General features: G+C 36.7%; 24 protein-coding genes and 1 other annotated feature. Of the genes, 4 read left to right on the plus strand and 20 right to left on the minus strand.

Annotation, left to right across the window (positions count from 1 at the left end):
- Window positions 1-57: 57 nt before the first annotated feature.
- From FQT24_RS04250 to rpsP, 4 genes are all read right to left on the minus strand, one after another.
- Window positions 58-915: an alpha/beta fold hydrolase gene (locus tag FQT24_RS04250; RefSeq protein WP_143952274.1), complete on the minus strand. Its 858-nt coding sequence runs from the start codon at window positions 913-915 to the stop codon at window positions 58-60.
- Between the two features lie 149 nt (window positions 916-1,064).
- Window positions 1,065-1,967, minus strand: coding sequence for a DMT family transporter (locus FQT24_RS04255; RefSeq protein WP_143952275.1), 903 nt, complete (start codon window positions 1,965-1,967; stop codon window positions 1,065-1,067).
- 437 nt (window positions 1,968-2,404) lie between these two features.
- Window positions 2,405-2,644, minus strand: coding sequence for an RNA-binding protein KphA (gene kphA / locus FQT24_RS04260; RefSeq protein ID WP_000379617.1), 240 nt, complete (start codon window positions 2,642-2,644; stop codon window positions 2,405-2,407).
- A 19-nt stretch (window positions 2,645-2,663) separates the two neighbouring features.
- A complete protein-coding gene (gene rpsP, locus FQT24_RS04265; RefSeq protein ID WP_000268760.1) occupies window positions 2,664-2,936 on the minus strand; it encodes a 30S ribosomal protein S16 in 273 nt (90 codons plus the stop codon).
- Between the two features lie 699 nt (window positions 2,937-3,635).
- Between rpsP and FQT24_RS04270 the strand changes: the two genes are divergently transcribed.
- The 3 genes from FQT24_RS04270 (at window position 3,636) to FQT24_RS04280 (ending at window position 5,548) form a co-directional block, all read left to right on the plus strand.
- Window positions 3,636-4,214 (plus strand): hypothetical protein, encoded by a 579-nt coding sequence (locus FQT24_RS04270; RefSeq protein ID WP_143952276.1) that lies wholly within the window; start codon window positions 3,636-3,638, stop codon window positions 4,212-4,214.
- A 2-nt stretch (window positions 4,215-4,216) separates the two neighbouring features.
- A complete protein-coding gene (locus tag FQT24_RS04275) occupies window positions 4,217-4,441 on the plus strand; it encodes a helix-turn-helix transcriptional regulator (RefSeq protein ID WP_001041099.1) in 225 nt (74 codons plus the stop codon).
- Window positions 4,442-4,744: 303 nt separating this feature from the next.
- Window positions 4,745-5,548, plus strand: coding sequence for a peptidylprolyl isomerase (locus FQT24_RS04280; RefSeq protein WP_143952277.1), 804 nt, complete (start codon window positions 4,745-4,747; stop codon window positions 5,546-5,548).
- A gap of 55 nt (window positions 5,549-5,603) precedes the next feature.
- Here the strand turns inward: FQT24_RS04280 and FQT24_RS04285 are convergent, their stop codons facing one another.
- The 7 genes from FQT24_RS04285 to FQT24_RS04315 form a co-directional block, all read right to left on the minus strand.
- Entirely contained in the window at window positions 5,604-7,145 is a 1,542-nt protein-coding gene (locus FQT24_RS04285; RefSeq protein WP_143952278.1) for an ABC-F family ATP-binding cassette domain-containing protein, read from the minus strand.
- 1 nt (window position 7,146) lies between these two features.
- Complete coding sequence (locus FQT24_RS04290) at window positions 7,147-7,629, minus strand: VanZ family protein (protein ID WP_143952279.1); 483 nt, start codon at window positions 7,627-7,629, stop codon at window positions 7,147-7,149.
- Window positions 7,629-8,714 carry a dual-specificity RNA methyltransferase RlmN gene (gene rlmN, locus FQT24_RS04295; RefSeq protein WP_143952280.1) on the minus strand — a complete coding sequence of 362 codons (1,086 nt, stop codon included), beginning with the start codon at window positions 8,712-8,714 and terminating at the stop codon, window positions 7,629-7,631. The genes FQT24_RS04290 and rlmN overlap by 1 nt, the downstream gene beginning before the upstream one ends.
- Before the next feature lie 20 nt (window positions 8,715-8,734).
- Window positions 8,735-9,265 (minus strand): YutD family protein, encoded by a 531-nt coding sequence (locus tag FQT24_RS04300; RefSeq protein WP_070842581.1) that lies wholly within the window; start codon window positions 9,263-9,265, stop codon window positions 8,735-8,737.
- 156 nt (window positions 9,266-9,421) lie between these two features.
- Complete coding sequence (sodA, locus tag FQT24_RS04305) at window positions 9,422-10,027, minus strand: superoxide dismutase SodA (RefSeq protein ID WP_000974733.1); 606 nt, start codon at window positions 10,025-10,027, stop codon at window positions 9,422-9,424.
- A 179-nt stretch (window positions 10,028-10,206) separates the two neighbouring features.
- A complete protein-coding gene (gene holA, locus FQT24_RS04310; RefSeq protein ID WP_143952281.1) occupies window positions 10,207-11,244 on the minus strand; it encodes a DNA polymerase III subunit delta in 1,038 nt (345 codons plus the stop codon).
- Window positions 11,245-11,275: 31 nt separating this feature from the next.
- Window positions 11,276-12,211: a dihydroorotate oxidase gene (locus FQT24_RS04315; RefSeq protein ID WP_143952282.1), complete on the minus strand. Its 936-nt coding sequence runs from the start codon at window positions 12,209-12,211 to the stop codon at window positions 11,276-11,278.
- Between the two features lie 226 nt (window positions 12,212-12,437).
- Here FQT24_RS04315 and gdhA point away from each other — a divergent pair, with 226 nt between their 5' ends.
- Entirely contained in the window at window positions 12,438-13,784 is a 1,347-nt protein-coding gene (gdhA, locus tag FQT24_RS04320) for an NADP-specific glutamate dehydrogenase (RefSeq protein WP_143952283.1), read from the plus strand.
- Between the two features lie 258 nt (window positions 13,785-14,042).
- Here gdhA and FQT24_RS04325 read toward each other — a convergent pair whose 3' ends face one another.
- From FQT24_RS04325 to FQT24_RS04370, 9 genes are all read right to left on the minus strand, one after another.
- Window positions 14,043-16,064, minus strand: a complete 2,022-nt coding sequence (locus tag FQT24_RS04325) for a UvrD-helicase domain-containing protein (RefSeq protein WP_143952284.1) — start codon at window positions 16,062-16,064, stop codon at window positions 14,043-14,045.
- 3 nt (window positions 16,065-16,067) lie between these two features.
- Complete coding sequence (locus FQT24_RS04330) at window positions 16,068-18,293, minus strand: AAA family ATPase (protein WP_143952285.1); 2,226 nt, start codon at window positions 18,291-18,293, stop codon at window positions 16,068-16,070.
- Between the two features lie 12 nt (window positions 18,294-18,305).
- Window positions 18,306-19,076 carry a type II toxin-antitoxin system toxin PezT gene (gene pezT, locus FQT24_RS04335; protein WP_143952286.1) on the minus strand — a complete coding sequence of 257 codons (771 nt, stop codon included), beginning with the start codon at window positions 19,074-19,076 and terminating at the stop codon, window positions 18,306-18,308.
- Window positions 19,076-19,552 carry a type II toxin-antitoxin system antitoxin PezA gene (gene pezA / locus FQT24_RS04340; RefSeq protein WP_000579600.1) on the minus strand — a complete coding sequence of 159 codons (477 nt, stop codon included), beginning with the start codon at window positions 19,550-19,552 and terminating at the stop codon, window positions 19,076-19,078. The genes pezT and pezA overlap by 1 nt, the downstream gene beginning before the upstream one ends.
- Before the next feature lie 153 nt (window positions 19,553-19,705).
- Window positions 19,706-19,933 carry a hypothetical protein gene (locus FQT24_RS04345; protein WP_143952287.1) on the minus strand — a complete coding sequence of 76 codons (228 nt, stop codon included), beginning with the start codon at window positions 19,931-19,933 and terminating at the stop codon, window positions 19,706-19,708.
- A 45-nt stretch (window positions 19,934-19,978) separates the two neighbouring features.
- On the minus strand, window positions 19,979-20,155 hold the full coding sequence (locus tag FQT24_RS11050) for a hypothetical protein (protein WP_260666252.1): 177 nt from the start codon (window positions 20,153-20,155) through the stop codon (window positions 19,979-19,981).
- 347 nt (window positions 20,156-20,502) lie between these two features.
- Window positions 20,503-20,871, minus strand: a complete 369-nt coding sequence (gene rplL, locus FQT24_RS04355) for a 50S ribosomal protein L7/L12 (protein ID WP_001196965.1) — start codon at window positions 20,869-20,871, stop codon at window positions 20,503-20,505.
- A gap of 74 nt (window positions 20,872-20,945) precedes the next feature.
- Window positions 20,946-21,446: a 50S ribosomal protein L10 gene (rplJ, locus tag FQT24_RS04360; RefSeq protein ID WP_042900879.1), complete on the minus strand. Its 501-nt coding sequence runs from the start codon at window positions 21,444-21,446 to the stop codon at window positions 20,946-20,948.
- Between the two features lie 38 nt (window positions 21,447-21,484).
- Window positions 21,485-21,620 (minus strand) — a sequence feature (ribosomal protein L10 leader region).
- A 76-nt stretch (window positions 21,621-21,696) separates the two neighbouring features.
- A complete protein-coding gene (locus FQT24_RS04370) occupies window positions 21,697-22,956 on the minus strand; it encodes a TRZ/ATZ family protein (RefSeq protein ID WP_143952288.1) in 1,260 nt (419 codons plus the stop codon).
- Window positions 22,957-23,043 lie beyond the last annotated feature (87 nt).

Here is a 23,043-nt window from a genome sequence, read left to right on the forward strand (position 1 = left end):
CCTTATCCTTTATTTTAACACGTTCCAAGGATTTTCACAAGTTGGATAGTTTTTATCTTACGTTCCTACTACTTCTTCAAAAAATTCACCAATAAGCTGATTAAACTCTTCAGGATGATCATTCATCGGTTGGTGTTTACTATCTGAAATCGTTACTTGACGCGCATTGGGATTTAAGGCAATGATACCATCGTAGATTATTTTTAGGTGTTTGGGAAAATCATTTTCGCCTCTTACTAATAGCATAGGAGGATTTCCATGATAACCCTCTATCTCATGAACAGCCAAAAAACCTGTGATTCCAAGGTTCAAAAAAACATCTCTCCCAGTTTCTATAATGGCCGTCTTGACTAATTCTCTTGTGATAGGATTATCTGTACACATTTTTGAGTTCTTATCTGCAATCAGCTTCCAAGGAATCGTTTTGTACATAAGGGAACTATATTTTATGCGATTTTTCTCTTTATCTGATAGGTAACGATGCTGTCCCCAACTATCTACCATGACCAAGGCTAGAACTCGATTTGGATGACGATAGGTGTACTCTTGAAGTGGATTCCCTCCCCAAGAATGACCAACCAATATCACCTTATCTAGCTGGAAATAGGACAAAATAGCATCTACATCTTGAACAGCGCCTTCCAAGTCAGGTAAACCAACTTTCATAGGTGATTCACCCTGTCCTCTAACATTGACAAAGTAGAGGTCAAATCCTTCAAAGGCATCATACTGGTGGGCCCACATCTGACTACGGCCACAAGCTCCATGATAAAAAATAATGTGGCCTTTACTTGCGTTTCCAGGACGATGATAAACAACCAAGTCACAATCTAAGACTGGTATAATGTGACGTACCAAAGTCTCAGGTTTTCTGTTATAAAAAGCAATAGCTTCAGCTATATCATTTTGCTTCATTATTACACTCTCTCCTCTTTATCCTAGTGTCATTCTTTTTATCTATTTTATCATGCTATATTAAAATCATCGTTTTCTAAACTTAAGTCCATTAAAAATTTTGAATTTTCTGTATTATTTAGATTAAGAAAAAGACTGCTCAGCAATCTTTACTTTTTTCTCATCAGATTCATGCCTAAAATTCCAGCAATAATCAAAGTTGCTCCGATTACATGGTAGCTATAAATTGGTTCGTGGAGGATAAGGGCTCCGGCTAGAATGGTCAAAACTGTTCCAAGATTACCAAAGACACTGACGGTTGATGCTCCAAGTCGAACAATAGCATAGATAGAGAGACTACCAGTAACGATAGAGGCTAGAACTCCCAAATAGAGAATTGAAAGCAGATAAGGAAGCTGTCCGAGAGGTGCAACGTAGGCTAATATGTTGCCATCTAGATAGTGCGAGGTCAGACTCAACGTATTAAAGGTGACGAAGCCAACAAATATCACAACAGCTGTCATATCCATGGCCCGATAGCGATCTCCTTTAGCCTTGCTGAGGATATTGTTTAGTGCATTGGCGAGAACAGATCCCAACATCAAGAGAAAACCAAAACTAGCAGTCTCAGTACCAAAGTTAGCTCCTTTACTAAGGAAGATGAAAACTACTCCTGCTACGGATAAAAATAAAAAGAACTTTTGAAGCAAGCTTGTCTTTTCCTTGAGAAAGGCCGATGCTAAAAGGAGCGTAAAAATCGGGACAAGAGCCTGTAAAATTCCAGCTTCAGAAGACGATATATACTGTAAAGCAAAGGATTGAAAAATAAAAAAGAGAAGTGGATAGAAAAGACTCATCGGAAGAATAGAAAAAATATCTTTTCTACTTAAACTCACTTTGATAAGTTTGGTTTGATGAAGAACGACCATTACTAAAGCTGCGATTGTATAGCGATGCGCTAAGTTTGTGAGAGGACTGGCATAGCCTAAAGCAATCTTAGTAAATAAAAAAGAAAATCCAATGATGGCTGAAAAGGATACGGCTGCTAGGTAAGCTTTTGTTTTCTCGTTCATAGACTGTTACTCCTTTTAAAAATAGCTATTCTAAAGATTGATTGACTAGAATTCTTTGAGACTGTCTTTCCATTGTAGCATAGTAAAATACTAGATGCTATTTCTAGGATTAGTATTTTATGCTTTCTATCACCGTTTATCTAGTTCATTGACTAAAAAGGACTCTACTAGTCTAGTCTGCCTTTCTCGTTCTTGTCTCACAAGTTCCAACTTATCTGCCTCTTGGAGATTCCTTACTTTTATAGCATAATCTACCATTTTCCTTGCTTTCTCTTTCTTATATTTACTAATACCTTCTTTATTAGTAAAAAATTGATTTCTTATCGTCTTAGATGTCCCCCTTCAAAAATCCTTCAAATCCCGATTATGCTGTTACTTGATGGATGCTATTTTACACTTCTCCACACAAAAAAAGCGAGACATCCGTCCCGCCCTTCTTATTTTTCGTCAATAACGATTCTTACTTTTTTGTCTTCAGTTGGGACAGAGTAGACAATCGTTCTTATCGCAGAAATAGTGCGACCCTTACGACCGATTACACGACCCACATCGCTTTGATCAAGATCCAAATGATATTCCAAAAACTCTGGTGTATCTTCAATCTTGATAGTTAAGGCATCTGGTTGTGAAATCAAGGGTTTCACAATCGCAATAATGAGATTTTCAATCGTATCCATCTGTCAACCTACTTTAAACTTATTTTGAGAATTTAGAATCGTGGAATTTCTTCAATACACCTTCTTTTGAAAGGATGTTACGAACTGTATCTGAAGGTTGAGCTCCATCAGCCAACCATGCAAGAACGCGGTCTTCTTTCAAAGTCACTTGGTTTTCAGCAACAAGTGGGTTGTAAGTTCCAACTGTTTCGATGAAACGTCCGTCACGTGGTGAACGTGAATCTGCTACGTTGATACGGTAGAAAGGTTTTTTCTTAGAACCCATACGAGTCAAACGGATTTTAACTGCCATTTTTAAAGTCTCTTTTCTTATTTTTTATTTCGGTGAAATAGCTGAGCTATTTAGCACATGTTCTATTATATCAGATTTCTGACAGGTGTCAAGAAAAAAACTTGACAGACTATAAAATTCTTAAACCATTTAGAAATTTGTTAGAAGTAGGAAATAAATGTTTGAAAGAGGCTATCCGTAAATACTATTTTAGAAACATTTTATAAAGAGCATCAAGTCAAACTCTTCATATCGCCTGAACGAGATTTGGATACTTGGCTTCTAAATCTCAAGCCTGTTCCCAAACGAAATATCAAGGATTTTAAGAATGATATCTACTAATTAATTTATAAAATATGAATTAATAGATTCTAAATAGGGGAATAATTTAGTTCTGTAAAAATTAACTTCTACACCTATAACGCTTATTCTGATAGACTTTATAACAGTCTAAGAAAAAAAGTAGAGATTCATACAGTATCTAGATTTTCCAAAAATTCTTTATCATCAAATATTATTAACGAAACTATCCAAATCAAATCCGATGCATTGCTTCAAAGAATTCTTTAGTTGTTTGACTATTGAGGGCTTTTATTAAAAAAATTTTTCAAATAATTGCCACCTTGGCACATAAATTCTTGCTTTCCAAATTCAAATGTGATATATTTATAACATAAAATTTAAGTGTTATATATTTATAACACAAAAAAGGAGTCTATCATGAAAAAAAGTCAAAAAATGCGTGGCCTCATTGCAATGATTGCCGTAGCTCTCTTTATTGATTTTATTGTTTTATTTGGTTCTAATCTTAGTTGGGGACCCAAGTTAGTTATTACTGGTATTTCAGTGTCAGGTCAAATTGTAGCTATTTGTAGCTGGCTACATAAGAGTCAGAAAGGTAAGGGAAAGATTATTTTTGACTTGTCTGCTAAGCTTTACACGATACTTGTGTTTGCAGCAAGCATTTTTTATACAGTAGGAATTTGGGTTGCGACCCCTAGCGTAAGTTCTGGTATTAAAGAATGGATTTTGGGAATTATCCTCGTTATTGAAATGATTGGATTTGGTTTTTTCTCTTTAAAAAATGTCAAGGAAACTCCGGACGAACGCTTTTATGCTAATTTAGCAAAGGCAGCTAGCTTGATGTTTGTTTTTATACTAGGCGCACTGATGATCCTAGCAGTTATCATTGGGTATATAGGGGCTCTCACTCTTTACATGGGCCAGATCTTTATTAGCATAGCTGCCTTGATTTGCATCTTTGCGGTTGTCTATTTTATCTTGGAACGTAGAGGATAAGCATGGCCAAAGAAAGCAAGATTATTACTAATCTCAAATCTGTTCGTGAGTCCACAGGCATGACCCAGCAGGAGTTAGCCGACCGCATTGGCATGCGACGCGAGACAATTCTGCACTTGGAAAATAACCGTTACAACCCTTCGCTGGAAATGGCTCTTAAAATTGCTCAAGTTTTTAATCTGAAAGTAGAAGACCTCTTTGAACTCAGACAGAAAGAGGAAGCATAATTCTTTTCGAGACCTAGTATTAAGTTCATTGACTAATTAGAAATTGAAGCCAAAAGAAAAATCCTTTGAAAATGTGCTCTTTTAAAATATAGTAATTCTTTCGAATTAACGTTTACTAATTGTGATGCTTTACGAGCTTTCTTAAGATCTGGTTCCCTAAATACTTTGAGTACACTTATGGCATTGATACCCCTAAGCAAGCGACTTTCTGGTTGGCTCCTCTAAAACTACCTTGTCACTAATATTTGAAATCCCCTTCTTTTTAGGGTACAATGGTAGAAATGAATTTTTGAGAGGAACAGTATGAAAAAACTAGCAACCCTTCTTTTACTATCCACTGTAGCCCTAGCTGGATGCAGCAGCATCCAACGCAGCCTGCGTGGTGATGACTATGTTGATTCTAGCTTAGCCGCTGAAGAGAGCTCCAAAGCAGCAGCCCAATCAGCCAAGGACTTAAACGATGCTTTAACAAACGAAAACGCCAATTTCCCACAACTATCTAAAGAAGTTGCTGAAGACGAGGCTGAAGTGATTCTCCACACAAGTCAAGGAGATATCCGTATCAAACTCTTCCCTAAACTCGCTCCTCTAGCGGTTGAAAACTTCCTCACTCATGCCAAAGAAGGCTACTATAACGGCATTACCTTTCACCGTGTCATCGATGGCTTCATGGTTCAAACTGGAGATCCAAAAGGGGACGGTACAGGTGGTCAGTCCATCTGGCATGACAAAGATAAGACTAAAGACAAGGGAACTGGTTTCAAAAACGAGATTACTCCTTATCTCTATAACATCCGTGGCGCTCTTTCTATGGCTAATACTGGTCAACCAAACACCAATGGTAGCCAGTTCTTCATCAACCAAAACTCTACAGATACCTCTGCTAAACTCCCTACAAGCAAGTATCCAAAGAAAATCATCGAAGCCTACAAAGAAGGGGGAAATCCTAGTCTAGATGGCAAACACCCAGTCTTTGGTCAAGTGATTGATGGTATGGACGTTGTAGATAAAATTGCTAAAGCCGAAAAAGATGAAAAAGACAAGCCAACTACTACTATTACTATCGATAGCATCGAAGTGGTGAAAGACTACGATTTTAAATCATAAAAACCAAAAAAATACAGTATCCACATTCGGTACTGTATTTCTTTTATCCTCATACTTAAGTTAGCTTGTTAAAATCCCAGATTTGGTCCATCCAGCCTTCATAGAAGTCTGGTTCGTGACAGACCATAAGAATAGATCCCTTGTATTCTTTGAGAGCACGTTTGAGTTCATCCTTGGCATCCACATCCAAGTGGTTGGTCGGCTCGTCCAACACTAAAACGTTGTTTTCACGATTCATCAGGAGACAGAAGCGTACCTTGGCTTGTTCCCCACCTGACAAGACCTGAATTTGGCTTTCGATATGCTTAGTTGTCAAACCACAACGAGCAAGGGCTGCACGAACTTCTGCTTGGTTGAGGGCTGGAAAGGCATTCCAAACAGCCTCTAGTGGTGTTTGACGATTTCCACCTTCTACTTCTTGTTCAAAGTAGCCAAGTTCTAGGTAGTCACCACGTTCTACTTCCCCAGCGATTGGCGGAATAATACCCAAGAGAGACTTCAAGAGAGTTGTTTTCCCGATACCATTTGCCCCGATAATAGCAACCTTTTGATTACGTTCAAAAGTAAGATTTAGTGGCTTGGTCAGAGGACGGTCATAACCAATCTGCAAATCCTTGGCTTGGAAAATAAAGCGCCCTGGTGTACGAGCCGGTTTGAAATCAAAGGATGGCTTTGGTTTCTCACTTTGCAGTTCGATAATATCCATCTTATCCAATTTCTTCTGACGAGACATGGCCATGTTTCGTGTTGCAACACGTGCTTTGTTTCGAGCGACAAAATCTTTAAGGTCGGCAATCTCTTTCTGCTGGCGTTCGTAGGCTGCCTCTAGCTGAGATTTCTTCATAGCATAGACTTCTTGGAACTGGTAGTAATCACCAGAGTAACGCGTCAACTGTTGATTTTCCACATGATAGACAATATTGATAACGTCATTTAGGAATGGAATATCATGCGAAATAAGGACAAAGGCATTCTCATAGTTTTGGAGATAACGCTTGAGCCAATCAATATGCTCAGCATCCAAGTAGTTGGTCGGCTCGTCCAAAAGCAAGATATCGGGTTTTTCAAGGAGGAGTTTAGCCAAAAGCACCTTGGTTCTTTGCCCACCTGACAAAGAAGTTACATCTGTATCCATGCCAAAATCCATGACACCAAGGGCACGCGCTACTTCGTCAATCTTAGCATCCAAGGTATAGAAATCACGACTCTCCAGACGGTCTTGAAGTTCTCCCACTTCTTCCATGAGAGCATCAACATCCGCTCCGTCTTCAGCCATTTCCATATAGAGGTCATTGATACGAGCTTCTGCTTTGAAAAGCTCATCAAAAGCAGTACGGAGAACATCGCGCACCGACTGCCCTTCAGCAAGGACAGAATGTTGGTCTAAGTATCCAGCAGTCACATATTTGGACCACTCTACCTTTCCTTCATCTGGCAGCATTTTACCAGTCACGATACTCATAAAGGTTGATTTTCCTTCACCATTGGCACCGATCAGACCGATATGTTCTCCCTTAAGGAGACGGAAGGACACATCTTCAAAAATTGCACGGTCACCAAAACCATGACTCAGATTTTTAACTTCTAAAATACTCATTTTAATTCCTTATCTTGTTTTTATGTAATTGTTTATAGAGAAACCAAGCCAGATAGCCACCCAAGGTATTGGTCCACAAATCATCAATCTCAAAGACGCGATTAAAATCAAAGAAAAAATCTAAGACTAACTGCGTACACTCAATTCCTAGGCTTATAAGAAAACTGAAAAAGATCACTTTTCTTGTCTTACGCAAATTTGGAAGGAGATAAAGGAGTTGGAAAATCAGAGGAAAAAGTAAGAAGACATTGAGGATATTTTGTAGAAAAAGCCAACATAATTGTCCTATGTCACTCACCTCACCCAGTTTCCAGAGAGAATTGAAAGGAGTCAAAAGAAAAACCAGGCGTCCAAGATGCTGAATACCTGGAGTTTCCACCCCCACGGGAGAATGTTCTTGAGGAGTAAAGCAAAAGTAAACGATACAAATACTATAGAAAATGACTCCCCAGACCAAAATACGATTATAAGTCTTCTTCATCATTAAGGATTGACTGCTGCGACTGCTTTCTGGCGGTCACGTTTCATTGTATTGGAACGCAATTGTCCACAAGCTGCATCAATATCAGTACCATGCTCTTGACGAACAACACAGTTAACACCTTTTTTCTTAAGCGTATCATAGAAGGCCAGGACGCGCTCTTTAGGACTACGGCTATATTGGTCATGCTCACTAACTGGGTTATAAGGAATCAAGTTTACATAAGACAATTTCTTGATATTCTTGAGCAATTCAGCCAATTCCAAGGCTTGTTCTACACCGTCATTAACTTCATTAAGCATGATATATTCAAAAGTCACACGACGATTAGTTGTCTCAATGTAGTACTCAATCGCTGCAAAGAGTTTTTCAATTGGAAAGGCACGGTTAATCTTCATGATGCTTGAACGCAACTCATTGTTAGGTGCGTGAAGGGAAACGGCAAGATTGACCTGAACACCTTCATTAGCAAAATCACGAATTTTATGGGCCAAACCTGAGGTTGAAACCGTGATGTGACGAGCACCTATAGCCATTCCCTTGTCATCGTTGATAGTACGGACGAAATTCAAGACATTGTTATAGTTATCAAAGGGCTCACCGATTCCCATGACAACGATATGGCTGACGCGTTCATCCTGACCACGCTCATCAAAGTATTTCTGAACCAGCATGATTTGCGCTACGATTTCACCGTTATTGAGGTCACGTTGTTTCTTAATCAAACCAGAGGCACAGAAGGTACAACCGATATTACAGCCGACCTGAGTGGTCACACAGACAGATAAACCGTAGTGTTGACGCATGAGTACTGTCTCAATCAGCATTCCATCTGGCAATTCAAAAAGATATTTAACTGTCCCATCAGCAGACTCTTGAACGATACGTTGTTTCAAGGGATTGACCACAAACTGGTCATTAAGCTTAGCAATCAAATCCTTGGAAAGGTTGGTCATCTCTTCAAATGACTGGACACGTTTACGGTAAAGCCATTCCCAGATTTGATCTGCACGGAATTTCTTTTCTCCCTGCTTCAAAACCCATTCCTGCATGGTTTGACGTGTTAAACTATAAATTGACGGTTTCATTTCTTCTCCTTATTCTCTACTCACTTCTGACGAATGACAAAATGACGTTGCCCCTTGTCCTCTTTCTGAGAATGCTGGTCTTTCTGACGACGTCTATTTTTCTTATCTGCATTCGGTTTTCGTTTGGTTTGAGTCGGTTTCTTTCCTTTTCTAGAAGGCTGTTCTTCTTCCTTCTTACGCATTTTCTTGTCAAATGATGCTCGCTTAGGAGCTTCATTTTCTAAGACAAAATAGGCACAACCATAACTACAATACTCTAAAAGGTAGTCTTGTAAACGACTGATTTTTTCAAGTTTTTCTTCTGTTCGATTATCCTTATAAAAACCTCGTAGGCGAAGCTGTTCGTTGCTCCAGTCTCCCACTATATAATCAAACTTGGTTAAGACTTCTGAAAAACGCTGATTAAAAGCCGTCACATCAAAGGCATCCTTGATATTTTCCACCAAGGAAAAAGCTATCCCTTCCGTTTCAACCTTGTCCCCGTGTAAATGAAACTCAGGACCAGGAAACTTGTTATAGTTGTATAATTCAGGTGCAATTTCTTTTCGCATAGATATCCTTTTTCCACGATTACTTAATAATTTATTCTACCATAATTTCTAGCAGTTAGCACGTTTCTCATAAAAATGAAAAAAGTCTGACGATTTTGTCAGACTCGAATCATATAACCTAAAAAAGAGAAGAACCATTCTTCCCTCCAACTATCATTATTTAGCAGCTGCGTACAATTCATCTACTTTGTTCCAGTTGATCACTGAGAAGAAAGCTTTGATGTAGTCAGGACGCACGTTGCGGTATTTCACGTAGTAAGCATGTTCCCAAACGTCCAAGCCCAAGATTGGTTTTTTACCTTCTGAGATTGGTGTGTCTTGGTTTGCTGTTGAAGTCACTTCAAGCTTCCCTTCTTTGTTGACAACCAACCATGCCCATCCAGAACCGAAACGAGTTGTTGCTGCTGCAGTGAAGGCTGCTTGGAATTCTTCAAATGAACCAAATGTTGCATCGATTGCTGCTGCAAGTTCTGCTGAAGGAGCTGTTTTCTCAGGAGTCATCAATTCCCAGAAAAGAGCGTGGTTCAAGTGTCCACCACCATTGTTAATAAGCGCTTGACGGATATCAGCTGGGATAGATTCTACATCAGCAAGCAAGGCTTCAAGGTCTTCACCGATTTCAGGGTGTTTTTCAAGAGCTGCATTAGCATTGTTGACATAAGTTTGATGGTGTTTGTCATGGTGCAAGTGCATTGTTTCCGCATCGATGTATGGTTCCAAAGCGTCGTATGCATATGGAAGATCTGGTAAGATAATAGCCATCTGTAATACCTCTTTTTCTTTCTATATGAAAATGATAACGCAAACATTCACTTTTTTCAAGTTTTTTGCTTATGGATGAAGAAATCACTGAAATACTTTCTAATAATACTCTTTGAAAATCAGCAAGAAACCCATGACAAAATAATAATCCTGACGCGGGTTGTAGTTTCAAAAAAATGTCAATTGACCTGACTAGCAATCTGTAAGAGTGCCTTTTCAAAAAGGAAACCTTTTTCATACAGACCTGTCTTAATCTGATAGTCTGTCTCAATCAAGTAGGAAATAACTTGTTTCAAAAAGCTCAAGGAAAGTCCTCTTGAATCTCTCAGCGCAAACTTAATCTGATAGGGATTTGGATTGCGTCCGAGAAAACTTCCTAGACTACTTGCAATCTGCGCTTCTGTTTGCCCAGACTCCGACAAAATCTTCACCTGAGTAAAAGTCCGAAATTGTCCTAGCATGACTGCAATCAACTTGATTTCATCTTCTCCTTGCAAGGTCAAGTCTCTAACCAAATCGCGCGCCTGGTCCATCTTTTTAGTCAGAATAAACTGAGTTAAATCAAAAATATTGTCCTGCAAGGTCTTGAGAATTGCGTTAACAATATCCTCTTCCTCGATAACAGAGTCTTCCTTATAGGACTGTAAAAAGAGGAGATTTTTCTGGATTTCGCTAAATTGAAAACCAGACTTGATGAGGAGATTTTCAAAAGAATGATTGGCAAACTGCAGACCTTGTTTCTGACTCCACTTTTGGAAATACTGGCGCAATTCTTGTTCTTTGGCTTCTACTGCATCAAAGACCTTGGCATCACGCTTAAGTAATTTTACCAGCCGTCTTTTGCTATCCAGCTTTCCTTCTGCAAAGATTATCAACTTGGTTGTTAGTGAAGGATTGTCAAAGTATTCCTCAAATGACTTGAGCTCATCATCTGTCAAAAAGCGTTTTTTAGCAGTCGTGATATCAACAAAATGGTCTAATATCACGATTTTTTCATCCGCAAAGAAAGGAAGACTGACCAACTCCAGTTCCACATCCTTGTAAACTACTTCTTTCATATCAAAGTAGGCAAAGTTGAGGTCGGCAGAATCATAACCAATCTGTTTCAATACTTGACTCTTCATAACTTCAAACTGACCCTGATCTGTCCCTGTAAATAGGCTCAGACTAGGTAAATTTGATAAAGTCAACTTCTGACTTTCTTCAATGGCTAGCATCTTCTCTCCTTTCTTCTGATTTTTAATGAATTTAATCAATATAGCGCAATTTCCCACGGAAATCTTCTAGGCTTTCGTACCCTTTTTCCGCCATGATTGCTTTCAGTTCATTGGTAATACGATCAAAAGCACCAACTCCTTCTTTGTGAAGGGTGGTTCCCACCTGCACCATACTTGCTCCACAGAGGATATGTTCAAAGGCATCACGACCAGTCAAAACTCCACCTGTTCCGATGATTTGGATTTGAGGATTTAAACGTTGATAAAAGGCGTGAACATTAGCTAGAGCAGTCGGTTTGATATACTCGCCACCAATGCCACCGAAACCATTTTTAGGACGAATAACGACAGACTCATCTTCTATACAAAGGCCGTTTCCGATAGAGTTGACGCAGTTGACAAACTTAAGAGGATACTTATTGAAAATAGCTGCCGCTTGGTCAAAGTGAACAATATCAAAATATGGTGGCAATTTAATTCCAAGAGGTTTGGTGAAGTAGGCAAATACTTCTGCCAAAATCCGGTCTGTTGTCTCAAAATCATAGGCAATCTGAGGTTTACCTGGAACATTTGGACAGGAAAGATTTAGCTCAGTCAGACCACGAAACTCACTCTCTTGGACTTTTTTCAAGATAGTATGGGTTTCCTCTGGAGACATTCCAACTAGAGATAGGAAGAAAGTCCGGTTCGGCTCTTTTTCCTGCAGATCCAAAAGATAGTCCAAATAATAATCTAAGCCATTATTCGGTAATCCCATAGAGTTGATAGAACCAAGTGGAACATCTTGATAGCGTGGTTCAGGATTTCCCTGACGAAAGTCCAAGGTCGCAGTCTTGGTCACAAAAGTACCTGCTGCTGAGTTTTTGACCTCTTCTAACTCCACTATCGTCATACAAGCCACACCTGCTGCATTCATCAAACAATTGTCAAATTCAAAACCAGCAATTTGTGTTTTCGTTGATACCATGATTCTAATCCTCCAGATTCCTTTTATTGCTAATATTATACCATATTTTCACAATTTCTCTTTGAGAAAGATATTTCAAAGAAAAAGGTTCGTATTTTATGAATTAAAGAAAAATCTGGAACTAAATTGATAGAATTTTTAGAAAATTTTTGTTTTTCTCTTTACAGTTAAAAAAAATTCTGCTATAATGACACACATAATTAAATTAGAATTTAAGGAGAACGATATGACATCTGCTAAAGAATATATCCAAAGCGTGTTTGAAACTGTAAAAGCTCGTAACGGGCATGAGGCTGAATTCCTCCAAGCTGTTGAAGAATTTTTCAACACTTTGGAACCTGTATTTGAAAAACACCCTGAGTATATCGAAGAAAATATCTTGGCACGTATTACTGAGCCAGAGCGCGTGATTTCTTTCCGTGTTCCTTGGGTTGACCGTGATGGAAAAATTCAAGTAAACCGTGGTTACCGTGTTCAATTCAACTCAGCTGTTGGACCATACAAAGGCGGACTTCGTTTCCACCCAACTGTAAACCAAGGGATTTTGAAATTCCTCGGATTTGAACAAATCTTTAAAAACGTTTTGACTGGACTTCCTATCGGTGGAGGTAAAGGTGGATCAGACTTCGATCCTAAAGGTAAAACAGATGCTGAAGTGATGCGCTTCTGTCAAAGCTTCATGACTGAATTGCAAAAACACATCGGACCATCACTTGACGTACCTGCTGGTGATATCGGTGTTGGTGGACGTGAGATTGGTTACCTTTATGGTCAATACAAACGCCTTAACCAATTTGATGCTGGTGTCTTGACTGGTAAACCTCTTGGATTTGGTGGTAGCTTGATTCGTCCAGAAGCAACTGGTTACGGTTTGGTTTACTACACTGAAGAAATGCTTAAAGCTAACGGCAACAGCTTTGCTGGTAAGAAAGTGGTTATTTCAGGTTCTGGTAACGTTGCTCAATACGCTCTTCAAAAAGCGACTGAACTCGGTGCAACTGTTATCTCTGTTTCTGACTCAAATGGTTATGTCATCGATGAAAATGGTATCGACTTCGATCTTTTAGTAGATGTTAAAGAAAAACGTCGTGCTCGCTTGACTGAGTATGCCGCTGAAAAAGCAACTGCAAGCTACCACGAAGGTTCTGTATGGACTTACTCTGGAAACTATGACATTGCTCTTCCATGTGCTACTCAAAATGAAATCAACGGTGAGGCAGCTAAACGTTTAGTTGCTCAAGGCGTTATCTGTGTATCTGAAGGTGCTAACATGCCAAGTGACCTTGATGCCATCAAAGTTTACAAAGAAAATGGTATCTTCTACGGACCTGCAAAAGCTGCCAACGCTGGTGGTGTAGCCGTTTCAGCTCTTGAAATGAGCCAAAACAGTCTTCGCCTCTCATGGACTCGTGAAGAAGTTGATGGACGTCTCAAAGACATCATGACAAACATCTTTAACACAGCTAAAACAACTTCAGAAACATACGGTCTTGATAAAGACTACCTTGCAGGAGCTAACATTGCTGCCTTTGAAAATGTAGCAAACGCTATGATTGCCCAAGGTATTGTTTAATACTCATTTGCTTAATCCTCAATCGCTACGATTGGGGATTTTTAGGTTGAGTTAAACGGTTGGGAAATTACTTACTCGCCAACTTTTTTGCCCCTTTTAGAACAAAAAGAAAAACCGCTACTCCTAAGAATAGCGGTTTAATCATGTTTTTAAGCTACTAATGTAGTTACTCTAATATCTAGTTTTTTTAAAACCTGATACTATACGTTTTATTGATTTTAAAGATTTTTTACCCAACCTCTCTAATTCTAATAAAAATTATTTTGTGTTTATATATTTAATATCATCAAAAATACTTTCAATATTTTCTAATATACTTTCATGTAAACTACAAATATAAATTACATGAAGATTTAATTTAGCTCTGGAACAAGCAACGTAAAGCAAATTACGAACTTCACTAAAGCGTTTATCCAAACAATCTGGATTCCCATAATTTTCAAAATAATATTTACAATAATCATTTTTTCTAGCAAAATTATCTTGTAATACAACAACTACATTATCAAATTCTAATCCCTTAGAACCATGCAAGGTATAGTAACTAATACTCTCTTGTTTCGAATCATCAAAAATATAATTATACCACTTGATAAATTGAGAAATATCTAGATTAAAAAATTCATCAATAACTGTCATTTCTCTTTCTGATTCCTCCGAATCTTGAGAATAGTAAAAATAATCATAAGCACGATTCTTTATATTCAACAAAATGTTCTCAGCAATATCATCTAATGAAAATATTTTTTTTAGAATATCATTACCTGAGATTGGTTCCTGAATATTTGTAATTTCATCAATGCATCTATCAATTGATAATGTAGATAGGTTAGGCTCTCTCAAATTACCAATAAATTGCTTCATTACTGCAAATGTTAGTTTTAGTTTATTCGATGTTATAAACTGAATAATCTCCCTAACCGTTGAATTATCATCCCTTACCTTTTGAATGAAGTCTATGAAAGTTAAAATCTCTCTCAAAAACCATCCCATATGCTGTAAATTTTTCTGTAAAAATTCATTAGACACATTCTCAAAGTTCGCACCACTAAATCGAGGGAACTTTTTCAATACTGATAATATTTCATCAAAACCTCTTGCTTTGGAAATATCATCATTTTTCATAAGAAGACAGGCCGTATTATTAATCAGGTGATTTTCCTGTAAAAAAGTATCTATATTAAAATCATCACCTGAGATATAAAAATTATAAGATCCATTATCAAAATCAGTATATATAGATTGTTGCCCAAAATTGTCGTTTCTAATTTTTTCAATCAACTCTACTATTTGCATAGAAGAACGCCGATTGAAGACTTTCTCAATACTCTTATACTCTTCTTTTTTTGGAAGAATCCCCACTCCCGAACCATAAATATTTTGCAAGGAGTCACCAAAAAATCCTACTACTAACTTTTTCCTAGAATTTGAATATTCCCTGATACTATCAATAATAGCAACAACTTTTTCATCTGTATCTTGGTACTCATCGATTAAAATATATGGATACCTATCCGAAAATAATCTCTTTAATATATCTTTATCAGTAATTATATTTTTACAGTAAAGTAATAATGTATCATGACTAATGACATAATTTTCAAGTTTATCACGGTTTTGAACTGGATTATAAATAATTTTTTTAGATTCTTTATCCTCAATATCCTTCAATGTTTTTGATAATCTACTCTTTTTATTAATGTCCTTAACCAGATTTTTAAAATTAGAAATATTACTGAGATAAGTCTCAAAGTAAGTATCATAATTTTTCATTGCATCTCTAAAATCTCTAGCAGAAGTACCGTAATAACTATAAAAAGTTTTTATAAAATCATCCTTACAAACAACATTTTGAAACTCAGGCAGAACCACATTACTAGAAAGAGAATTTTCATTTATTTTATAATCAATAGTATGGAGTTCATCAATTATTTTATTCTTATGTTCTATATTCAGTGACTCTTGCTGAATAGAAATAAATTCCCATAGAAATTCATGGATTGTAGAGACCAGTATAGCAGAATTTTTACCAAGCCGACTAAGAATCTCATCTTTTGCGGCATTAGTGTAAGTGATACATAAGATTTTTTGATTTCGTAATTTTAAATTTTCTCCCTCCGTCTTCAAAATATGTTCAATTGACTTTTGTAATGCATAGGTTTTCCCTGCACCAGCACCGGCATCAAAACAAAAACTCTCAAAGTTATCTAAACATTTATTAATTTTTTGCTGAATATCTAACTCTAGTTGTTTATTTTCTGGACTAATCGTATATGTCATAGTTTACTCCTTAAAATAACTACAAAGTGAGTTCAAACCTGATTCAATATACTGAGGTTGTTTGAGGCTAAAGTCGTTATCAGTTACAGATAAATATACAATCCCAGTAGAAAATCTTGATTTTCCATCAGATAATTTAACTTGATACATATAAGATTTATCGGCTATTTCTGATGTTTCATCAATATCACCAAAATACTTCATATTAGGATGGACATATTGTAGTGCTTTAATCAAGGATTTCTTGTATTTATTTTCATCTTCGTTTCCTGCATTTGTTAAAACAATTGCCTCCTCAAAACTAGTTGCGTAATATCCATTTATTTTGCCTTGAGAATACATTGAAATATTTTCACAAATAATAACTAACTCATCTTTATCAGCAAGCATTTCAATTAACTTTGGATTAATTTTGTCATATTTTGCCTTTTTATCATTTAGTTCTTTTTTTATAAAATATTGTAGAGTACCATTTGTAGTCAAACACTCCGTTGAATTTGCATATTGAATATTTAAATCATTAATATTGTATGAAAGGATATCAATCTTTTCCCCGTCTTCATCTTTCTCTTTTCTTTTCAAATCCATATCTGTAAAAATAACAGTTTTGATTCCTAACAAATCTAATAAACTCACGAACTGATGAGCATAGGCGCCATCAATTCTATAAACTTTAATATGATGATTTTTTAATATTGGATGTTTATCAATTTCATATCTTAAATAGGTTTCTTCTGAAACGCCCTCAACTAAAATGGCTGCATCAGCAAAGAAAATGTCTGACACCTCTAGCCTTAAATATTTCTTGATATATTCATAAGCTTTTTTGTCAATATCTACACCAGATACTATTGCGTCATCACTTATGTTTTTTATAATATTATTTACACCTGCTTGACCTAGATAACTAATATTATTTAGAGTGTTTCCTGATTGAATCTTACTGTTTAAAATATGGGTTGAGTGAGTTGTGATGATAATTTGAAAGGTATCTAGTTGTTGTTTTTTACCTAGTAATGTCGCAATTGCTTTTGAAATATTTTTTATAAATAACTCTTGCATCTGTGGATGCATAAATGACTCTGGTTCTTCAATACAAAGAATATTTACTGAACCATTAATATCTTTCTCACTGTATAGCTCAATATAATCAACAATCTTTGCGATAATTACCATCAAATTTGTATACCCCATACCAAACTGGCTCTCAGGTATGTTGTTATTTCCCTCTTGGTACTCATAAATAATACTATTTGCAAAAATTTTCTCTAAAGTTACATCTGGATGTAAATTCATCTTTAGATTCTTAGTTGATTCAATACTAGACACGGCGCTTTGAAGAATATCCCTTATATTGGCATCAACCATCCCCTTTACTAGATAATTAATACCACCAACTAAACTATTAATCTCTTCAATATCATTATTTTTTATATAAGTTGAAACTATTTTGTTGTAAGCTTGCGAAAGTGTCTTGTCATTTTTAACCGTATTCGCTTCTATTGTATCCACCTTAAACAATGAAGATAGAGAAAACTCTTTAGCTGGCTCCTCTCTTCCTATAGGATAAAAATTTAATACAAAGTAATTACTGCTAAATAAAGCTAAAAATTGTCGATATTGAAGCTCTTTTTTATATAGTTCATCGTACTGTTGACTATCATTAAAATAGCTAGTCTTAATTTTAACCAGATCTTCTAAAAAAGCTACTTCATCCACAACTTCATACTTAACATCGATAGTCACTTCAGAGATCTCTTGATTTTCATGAGTTTCAACTGTCTCTATACCACTTAAAATTAATATATCTTCAAAACTTGAAATCAAATCATTGCCATCATCAATTCCTAATATCAACTGAAATTCTAGTTTAGGAAAATGAGATTTATCAATATTTTTTATCTCTTCTTCAGATTTATTGACAATATTTTCATGATACCAATCTGATAATATTTTTAAATTAAAATCGGTGTGTTTGAAAATACTACGACTACCTGACTTGCTATTTTGTAGTGTATTTAATAATTTGACAATTGTACTTTTACCAGAATTATTTTTACCTACAATTAATGATGAACTTTTTGATATATACTCTTCTGTTATATTTAACTTTTGCATTTCATCTTCATCGCCTGACATTTCTGGCCATTTGCTATGAGCGAAGTTAATTACCTGAACCTCTTCGCCATATTTTCTATAATTTTTTATTGATAAACTTTTTAAATACATAAAAATTCTCTCCTATTTTGGGGTTCTCATACTTAACTCTCTCAACCGTTCCTGCCCTATCTTCAACATCTCTTTCTCTACCTGACTCCACTCCCCAAACAGTAACTCTTGAAGAACATTTGCTGCTGAAGTTTTATCTTCTCCTGAATCATATACACAACTTCTATCTCGTTGATAAATTTGAATTCTTTCAAAGATAGCTAGTTCTTCCAACTGTCGGGTATTATCAACTAGATGATTTACAATGAAATCATGATGTTCTTTTGGAGTTGCGCGTGCTTGATTTGGATTAATAGCGTACAGTTCTTCGTATCGCATAAGAGTGCTCAGATAGGACAATTCAGGCTTTGTAGCAATTAAAGCTAATTGTACTTCATATCCCTTATTTTTCAAGAGTTGTGCTGTTTTCTTTGGAACATCAATCGTTCGTAAAGTTCCCTCTATCAAAAGATTGTATCCCAAATTGCTTAATTCGGCTACTAAAGACTCTACCATTTTCCCTGCAAAATCCTTGGTGTATTCAACGCTATCTTTGCCATATTCTTGCTGAAGTTCTAAATAGTGTGGATGCTGAGAACGAAAACTATCGCCATCTATGATAACAATATTTCCTTGAAATTCTTTCTGTTTAATACGATGAATTGTAGTCTTGCCAGCACCACTTTGCCCTCCAAGCAAAATCGCTACAGGTTGCTTACTGGACTTTTTTCCTCTTGTCAGAGAACGAAGATTCCGTGCTAAAGCATGTTTGAATTCACTATCAGTATAATCTTGGATTTCCATTAAGCTACCATCCGCTTTTCAGATATCTCTAACATACGTTCAATTCCATCCAAATAACCGCTATATCTCTCTATTTCATCAAAAGTTTCTACTAAATAGATATTCGTATGAATCAAATCAGATAGATCATCACTCATTAAAATCCAAGGGTTAGATTCATCATCAATGCTAATTCCCTGACTATCTTGATAACGATAGAGTCGAGATAATAGATTAGCACCTCTTTCTTTCACAATTTCAATTTTTAAAGTCAATTCATAATCTTCAACAGGATTGAGCATTTTATCTTCTCCTACAATATCGACATAAGATACATTAAATTTCTGACAAATGATGTCAATTAATTCCGTAGAGACTGAGCTAGTTCCATTTTCATAACGACTCAGACTATTTCGTGAAATACCTACAATCCGTGCAAAGTCGTGTTGTGTTAAGTCATGTGTTTTACGTAAGGATTTTATGTTCTTTCCAATCATGGCAAACTCCTTTATTTTTCTAAATCCATTATAGCATAAAAAAGAATAATGCACCAAATTTGGTGCGTTATTTCTTGTTTTTCTAGCCTAAACTTTACTTCTAAAAAAAGCCACCTTAAAGAGTAATTCCTTTTTCGGTGGCTTTTCAAAATACTATACATTAAAATACTCTTGTTTAATTTTTGTAAGCAAATTGTTAGCAACAGAAGTTACACCAACATGCATCCGTTCAGGATCAGAATAATCTAGATTACGAGCATAGACTTCTGTAACAGTCTGAGCAATACGCTCATCCAATTTATAATTGGAGGCTTTTAATAGTGCTTGAAATAATTCTGAACTATATAGTTTAATATTATTTTCCAATGATACTACTTCCATTTTTGTAACTCCTCTCCTGTTTTTGATTGATAAACCTTCTTTATTTTAAGATTGGTTGTGAATGTATAATTGTTTAAAAGAATAGGGGTTTCTAAACTCAGCAAGCATTTCTTCTTTTGTAATTTCATTCTGACGAAAACGAGCTAAAGCTTGGGTTGGATTGGATTGGATTTTCATCAGTCTGAACACCATAGATAAAATCAAAATGGTGTTGTAATTCATCTGGATTTTCCCGATTTTGAAAGACAAATTCTGCAAAATCTAAATCTGACTCTGATTTTTTATGTTTTGCAAAATAATGACAACGATAGTCAGGATTCTTAAAAATTTCTACAAAATTTGAAATACGAAATTCTAATATAATTAGAATCTATACATAGTTTACTTCTGGTCATTTAAAACGAGCCCTGTTCTCCAAAATAATTTTATTAAAAAGAAAAACCCTGCCAAATTAATTTTTGGTAGGGTTTTTGGTAGGAAACTAAATTAATTTATCAGTTTCTAAAATGTGTTCACGATTCTAAAAGGCTGATACTATAGTATTCCGAATTCTAATTGGTATATGCCTCTTATTTAAGAGTAACTGAAGCTCCAGCTTCTTCCAATTTAGCTTTGATTTCTTCAGCTTCTGCAGTTGCAACGCCTTCTTTAACAAGTGCTGGTGCACCGTCAACAAGTTCTTTAGCTTCTTTAAGTCCAAGACCAGTGATTTCACGTACAACTTTGATAACGCCAACTTTTTTGTCGCCTGCAGATGTCAATTCAACGTCGAATGAATCTTTAGCAGCACCAGCGTCAGCAGCACCAGCTGCAGCAACAGCTACAGGAGCAGCTGCAGTTACACCAAATTCTTCTTCGATAGCTTTTACAAGGTCGTTCAATTCAAGGATTGAAGCTTCTTTAATTTCAGCAATAATGTTTTCAATGTTCAATGCCATTGTTATTTCCTCCAAATAAGTTTTAAATTTTATAATAGTTTTTTCGTAGCTAGGCTACGCTGCGTAGCTTAAGATTAAGCTGCGTCTTCTTTGCTTTCTGCAACCGCTTTGACTGCAAGAGCAACGTTGCGCACTGGCGCTTGAAGTACAGAAAGGAGCATAGAAAGAAGTCCTTCGCGGTTTGGAAGAGTTGCAAGTGCAAGAATCTCTTCTTTAGATGCGACAGCGCCTTCGATTGCACCACCTTTGATTTCAAGTGCTTCAGCGTTTTTAGAAAAGTCGTTCAAGATTTTCGCTGGTGCGATAACATCTTCATTAGAAAATGCAATTGCAGATGGTCCAACAAATACAGATGCAAGATCTTCAAGACCAGCTTTTTCAGCTGCACGACGTAAGATTGAGTTTTTAATGACTTTATACTCAACTTCGCTTCCACGAAGCTCACGACGAAGAACTGTATCTTGCTCAACTGTCAAACCACGAGCGTCTACAACGACGATAGCTGCAGCAGCTTTCATTTTTTCAGCTACTACGTCAACTAGTTCCGCTTTCTTAGCAATAATTGCTTCACTCATTAGTGTGTTCACCTCCGTAATTATTTTGCTTGGGGAATTTTTCCAAAAGAAAAACGCGCCCAAACCTAGACACGAAAGTACAATACGCTTCTTTTTACATGATACGTTTTGTCCTCGGTAGGATATTTATGAGTCCTGCTCCCCTACTGTCTTAGGCAGTTTTTTCAAACCGTATATAAGTATAGCATAGTTAAAAAAAGAATGCAAGATTTTTGCAAACTTTTTTTAAAATTTTTTCGTGATTTTTCTTCTAAAGTTCTACTGTCAGGACTTGACCTTGCTTAACAACCTGTTCTCCAGCAATATAAACATCATCAACATCACTGGACTTGACAGCATAGACTAGGTGAGAGAGCATATTTTCTTGGGGTTGAAGATGGATTTTCCCTTGTGGTTGGATGACCAGAAAATCTGCTTGCTTGCCAACTTCCAGACTTCCTATTTCATTTTCCATTCCAAGAACCTTAGCACCTTCTATCGTTAGAGCTTTGAGGGCTGTTTCGATTGGAAACTGGCTGGCATCTCCACTCTTCATTTTCTGTAAGAGAGCTGCTGTTCGTCCTTCCTCAAACATATCAAGGTTGTTGTTGGAAGCTACCGAGTCAGTGGCAATTCCGACTGCTACTCCTGCTTTTTGCAGTTGAATGATAGGAGCAATTCCTGATGCCAGTTTGAGGTTACTGATAGGATTGTGGGCGATAGCCACTTGAGAAGTCACCAAACGCTCAATTTCTCTCTCATTTAATTCGACCCCGTGAGCAAAGACGGACGGATGATCTAAGTAACCCAGTTCTTCTAGAAAAGCAAGGGGGCGTTTGCCGTAGCGTTTCAGGATAATTCCTGACTCCTCCTTGGTCTCCGCCACGTGGATATGGATAGGAATATTCAACTCTTTTGCCATATCTAAGCTTTCTGCCAGCAAGTCTCTACTACAGCTGTAAGGAGAATGTGGTGCTACCATAACCTTGAAATTTGGATTTTCATATCCTAAAATTTCCTCAATAATTGCTCGAGTTCTTGCAATGGTCTCAGCAGTTGTTTCTGCCCCTGAAGAAAAGAGGGTCGGCGAGAAATAACAACGCATCTTGGAATCTTTCACTGCCTGATAAATCCGTTCAATATCCACACCATTGGGATTATACATATCATTAAAGGTTGTTGTTCCTGACTGGAGCATCTCTGTCAGAGCTTCTTTGACCGCCTTGGTAGTCATGTCAGGAGTAAATCCTGCTTCTGCAGGCCAGATATAGTCATTGAGCCATTCATGGAGGTTGCTATCATCTCGGATCCCTCTCAATCCTGTCATAGCAGAATGGGTGTGACAATTGACCAAACCAGGCATAATCCAGGCTCCCTGATAGTCTATAATCTGCTCAGCTTGCTCTAAAATCTCTATCTTCTCTAGACCAACATAGACGATTTGAGAATCCTTAACTGCTAAGATTCCATTCAGATAAACATGAAAATCTTGATCACAAGTCACGATATTTACATGCTGATAGACTTTCATTCTAGGCTCCTTTTCTATAAGACAATTTACAGTGAATAATTTTTCTAGCTATTGTAACAAAAAAGTCACCTAAAGGCAACTTTTTTT

It is taken from the genome of Streptococcus mitis, assembly GCF_901542415.1.
Classification (GTDB): Bacteria; Bacillota; Bacilli; order Lactobacillales; family Streptococcaceae; genus Streptococcus; species Streptococcus mitis_BL.

Excerpts from the sequence above, each read along its gene's own strand:
- FQT24_RS04250 (WP_143952274.1), bottom strand. The coding sequence starts at position 915 with ATGAAGCAAAATGATATAGCTGAAGCTATTGCTTTTTATAACAGAAAA.
- FQT24_RS04255 (WP_143952275.1), bottom strand. The coding sequence starts at position 1,967 with ATGAACGAGAAAACAAAAGCTTACCTAGCAGCCGTATCCTTTTCAGCC.
- kphA (WP_000379617.1), bottom strand. The coding sequence starts at position 2,644 with ATGGATACGATTGAAAATCTCATTATTGCGATTGTGAAACCCTTGATT.
- rpsP (WP_000268760.1), bottom strand. The coding sequence starts at position 2,936 with ATGGCAGTTAAAATCCGTTTGACTCGTATGGGTTCTAAGAAAAAACCT.
- FQT24_RS04270 (WP_143952276.1), top strand. The coding sequence starts at position 3,636 with ATGAAAAAAAGTCAAAAAATGCGTGGCCTCATTGCAATGATTGCCGTA.
- FQT24_RS04275 (WP_001041099.1), top strand. The coding sequence starts at position 4,217 with ATGGCCAAAGAAAGCAAGATTATTACTAATCTCAAATCTGTTCGTGAG.
- FQT24_RS04280 (WP_143952277.1), top strand. The coding sequence starts at position 4,745 with ATGAAAAAACTAGCAACCCTTCTTTTACTATCCACTGTAGCCCTAGCT.
- FQT24_RS04285 (WP_143952278.1), bottom strand. The coding sequence starts at position 7,145 with ATGAGTATTTTAGAAGTTAAAAATCTGAGTCATGGTTTTGGTGACCGT.
- FQT24_RS04290 (WP_143952279.1), bottom strand. The coding sequence starts at position 7,629 with ATGATGAAGAAGACTTATAATCGTATTTTGGTCTGGGGAGTCATTTTC.
- rlmN (WP_143952280.1), bottom strand. The coding sequence starts at position 8,714 with ATGAAACCGTCAATTTATAGTTTAACACGTCAAACCATGCAGGAATGG.
- FQT24_RS04300 (WP_070842581.1), bottom strand. The coding sequence starts at position 9,265 with ATGCGAAAAGAAATTGCACCTGAATTATACAACTATAACAAGTTTCCT.
- sodA (WP_000974733.1), bottom strand. The coding sequence starts at position 10,027 with ATGGCTATTATCTTACCAGATCTTCCATATGCATACGACGCTTTGGAA.
- holA (WP_143952281.1), bottom strand. The coding sequence starts at position 11,244 with ATGCTAGCCATTGAAGAAAGTCAGAAGTTGACTTTATCAAATTTACCT.
- FQT24_RS04315 (WP_143952282.1), bottom strand. The coding sequence starts at position 12,211 with ATGGTATCAACGAAAACACAAATTGCTGGTTTTGAATTTGACAATTGT.
- gdhA (WP_143952283.1), top strand. The coding sequence starts at position 12,438 with ATGACATCTGCTAAAGAATATATCCAAAGCGTGTTTGAAACTGTAAAA.
- FQT24_RS04325 (WP_143952284.1), bottom strand. The coding sequence starts at position 16,064 with ATGACATATACGATTAGTCCAGAAAATAAACAACTAGAGTTAGATATT.
- FQT24_RS04330 (WP_143952285.1), bottom strand. The coding sequence starts at position 18,293 with ATGTATTTAAAAAGTTTATCAATAAAAAATTATAGAAAATATGGCGAA.
- pezT (WP_143952286.1), bottom strand. The coding sequence starts at position 19,076 with ATGGAAATCCAAGATTATACTGATAGTGAATTCAAACATGCTTTAGCA.
- pezA (WP_000579600.1), bottom strand. The coding sequence starts at position 19,552 with ATGATTGGAAAGAACATAAAATCCTTACGTAAAACACATGACTTAACA.
- FQT24_RS04345 (WP_143952287.1), bottom strand. The coding sequence starts at position 19,933 with ATGGAAGTAGTATCATTGGAAAATAATATTAAACTATATAGTTCAGAA.
- FQT24_RS11050 (WP_260666252.1), bottom strand. The coding sequence starts at position 20,155 with ATGAATTACAACACCATTTTGATTTTATCTATGGTGTTCAGACTGATG.
- rplL (WP_001196965.1), bottom strand. The coding sequence starts at position 20,871 with ATGGCATTGAACATTGAAAACATTATTGCTGAAATTAAAGAAGCTTCA.
- rplJ (WP_042900879.1), bottom strand. The coding sequence starts at position 21,446 with ATGAGTGAAGCAATTATTGCTAAGAAAGCGGAACTAGTTGACGTAGTA.
- FQT24_RS04370 (WP_143952288.1), bottom strand. The coding sequence starts at position 22,956 with ATGAAAGTCTATCAGCATGTAAATATCGTGACTTGTGATCAAGATTTT.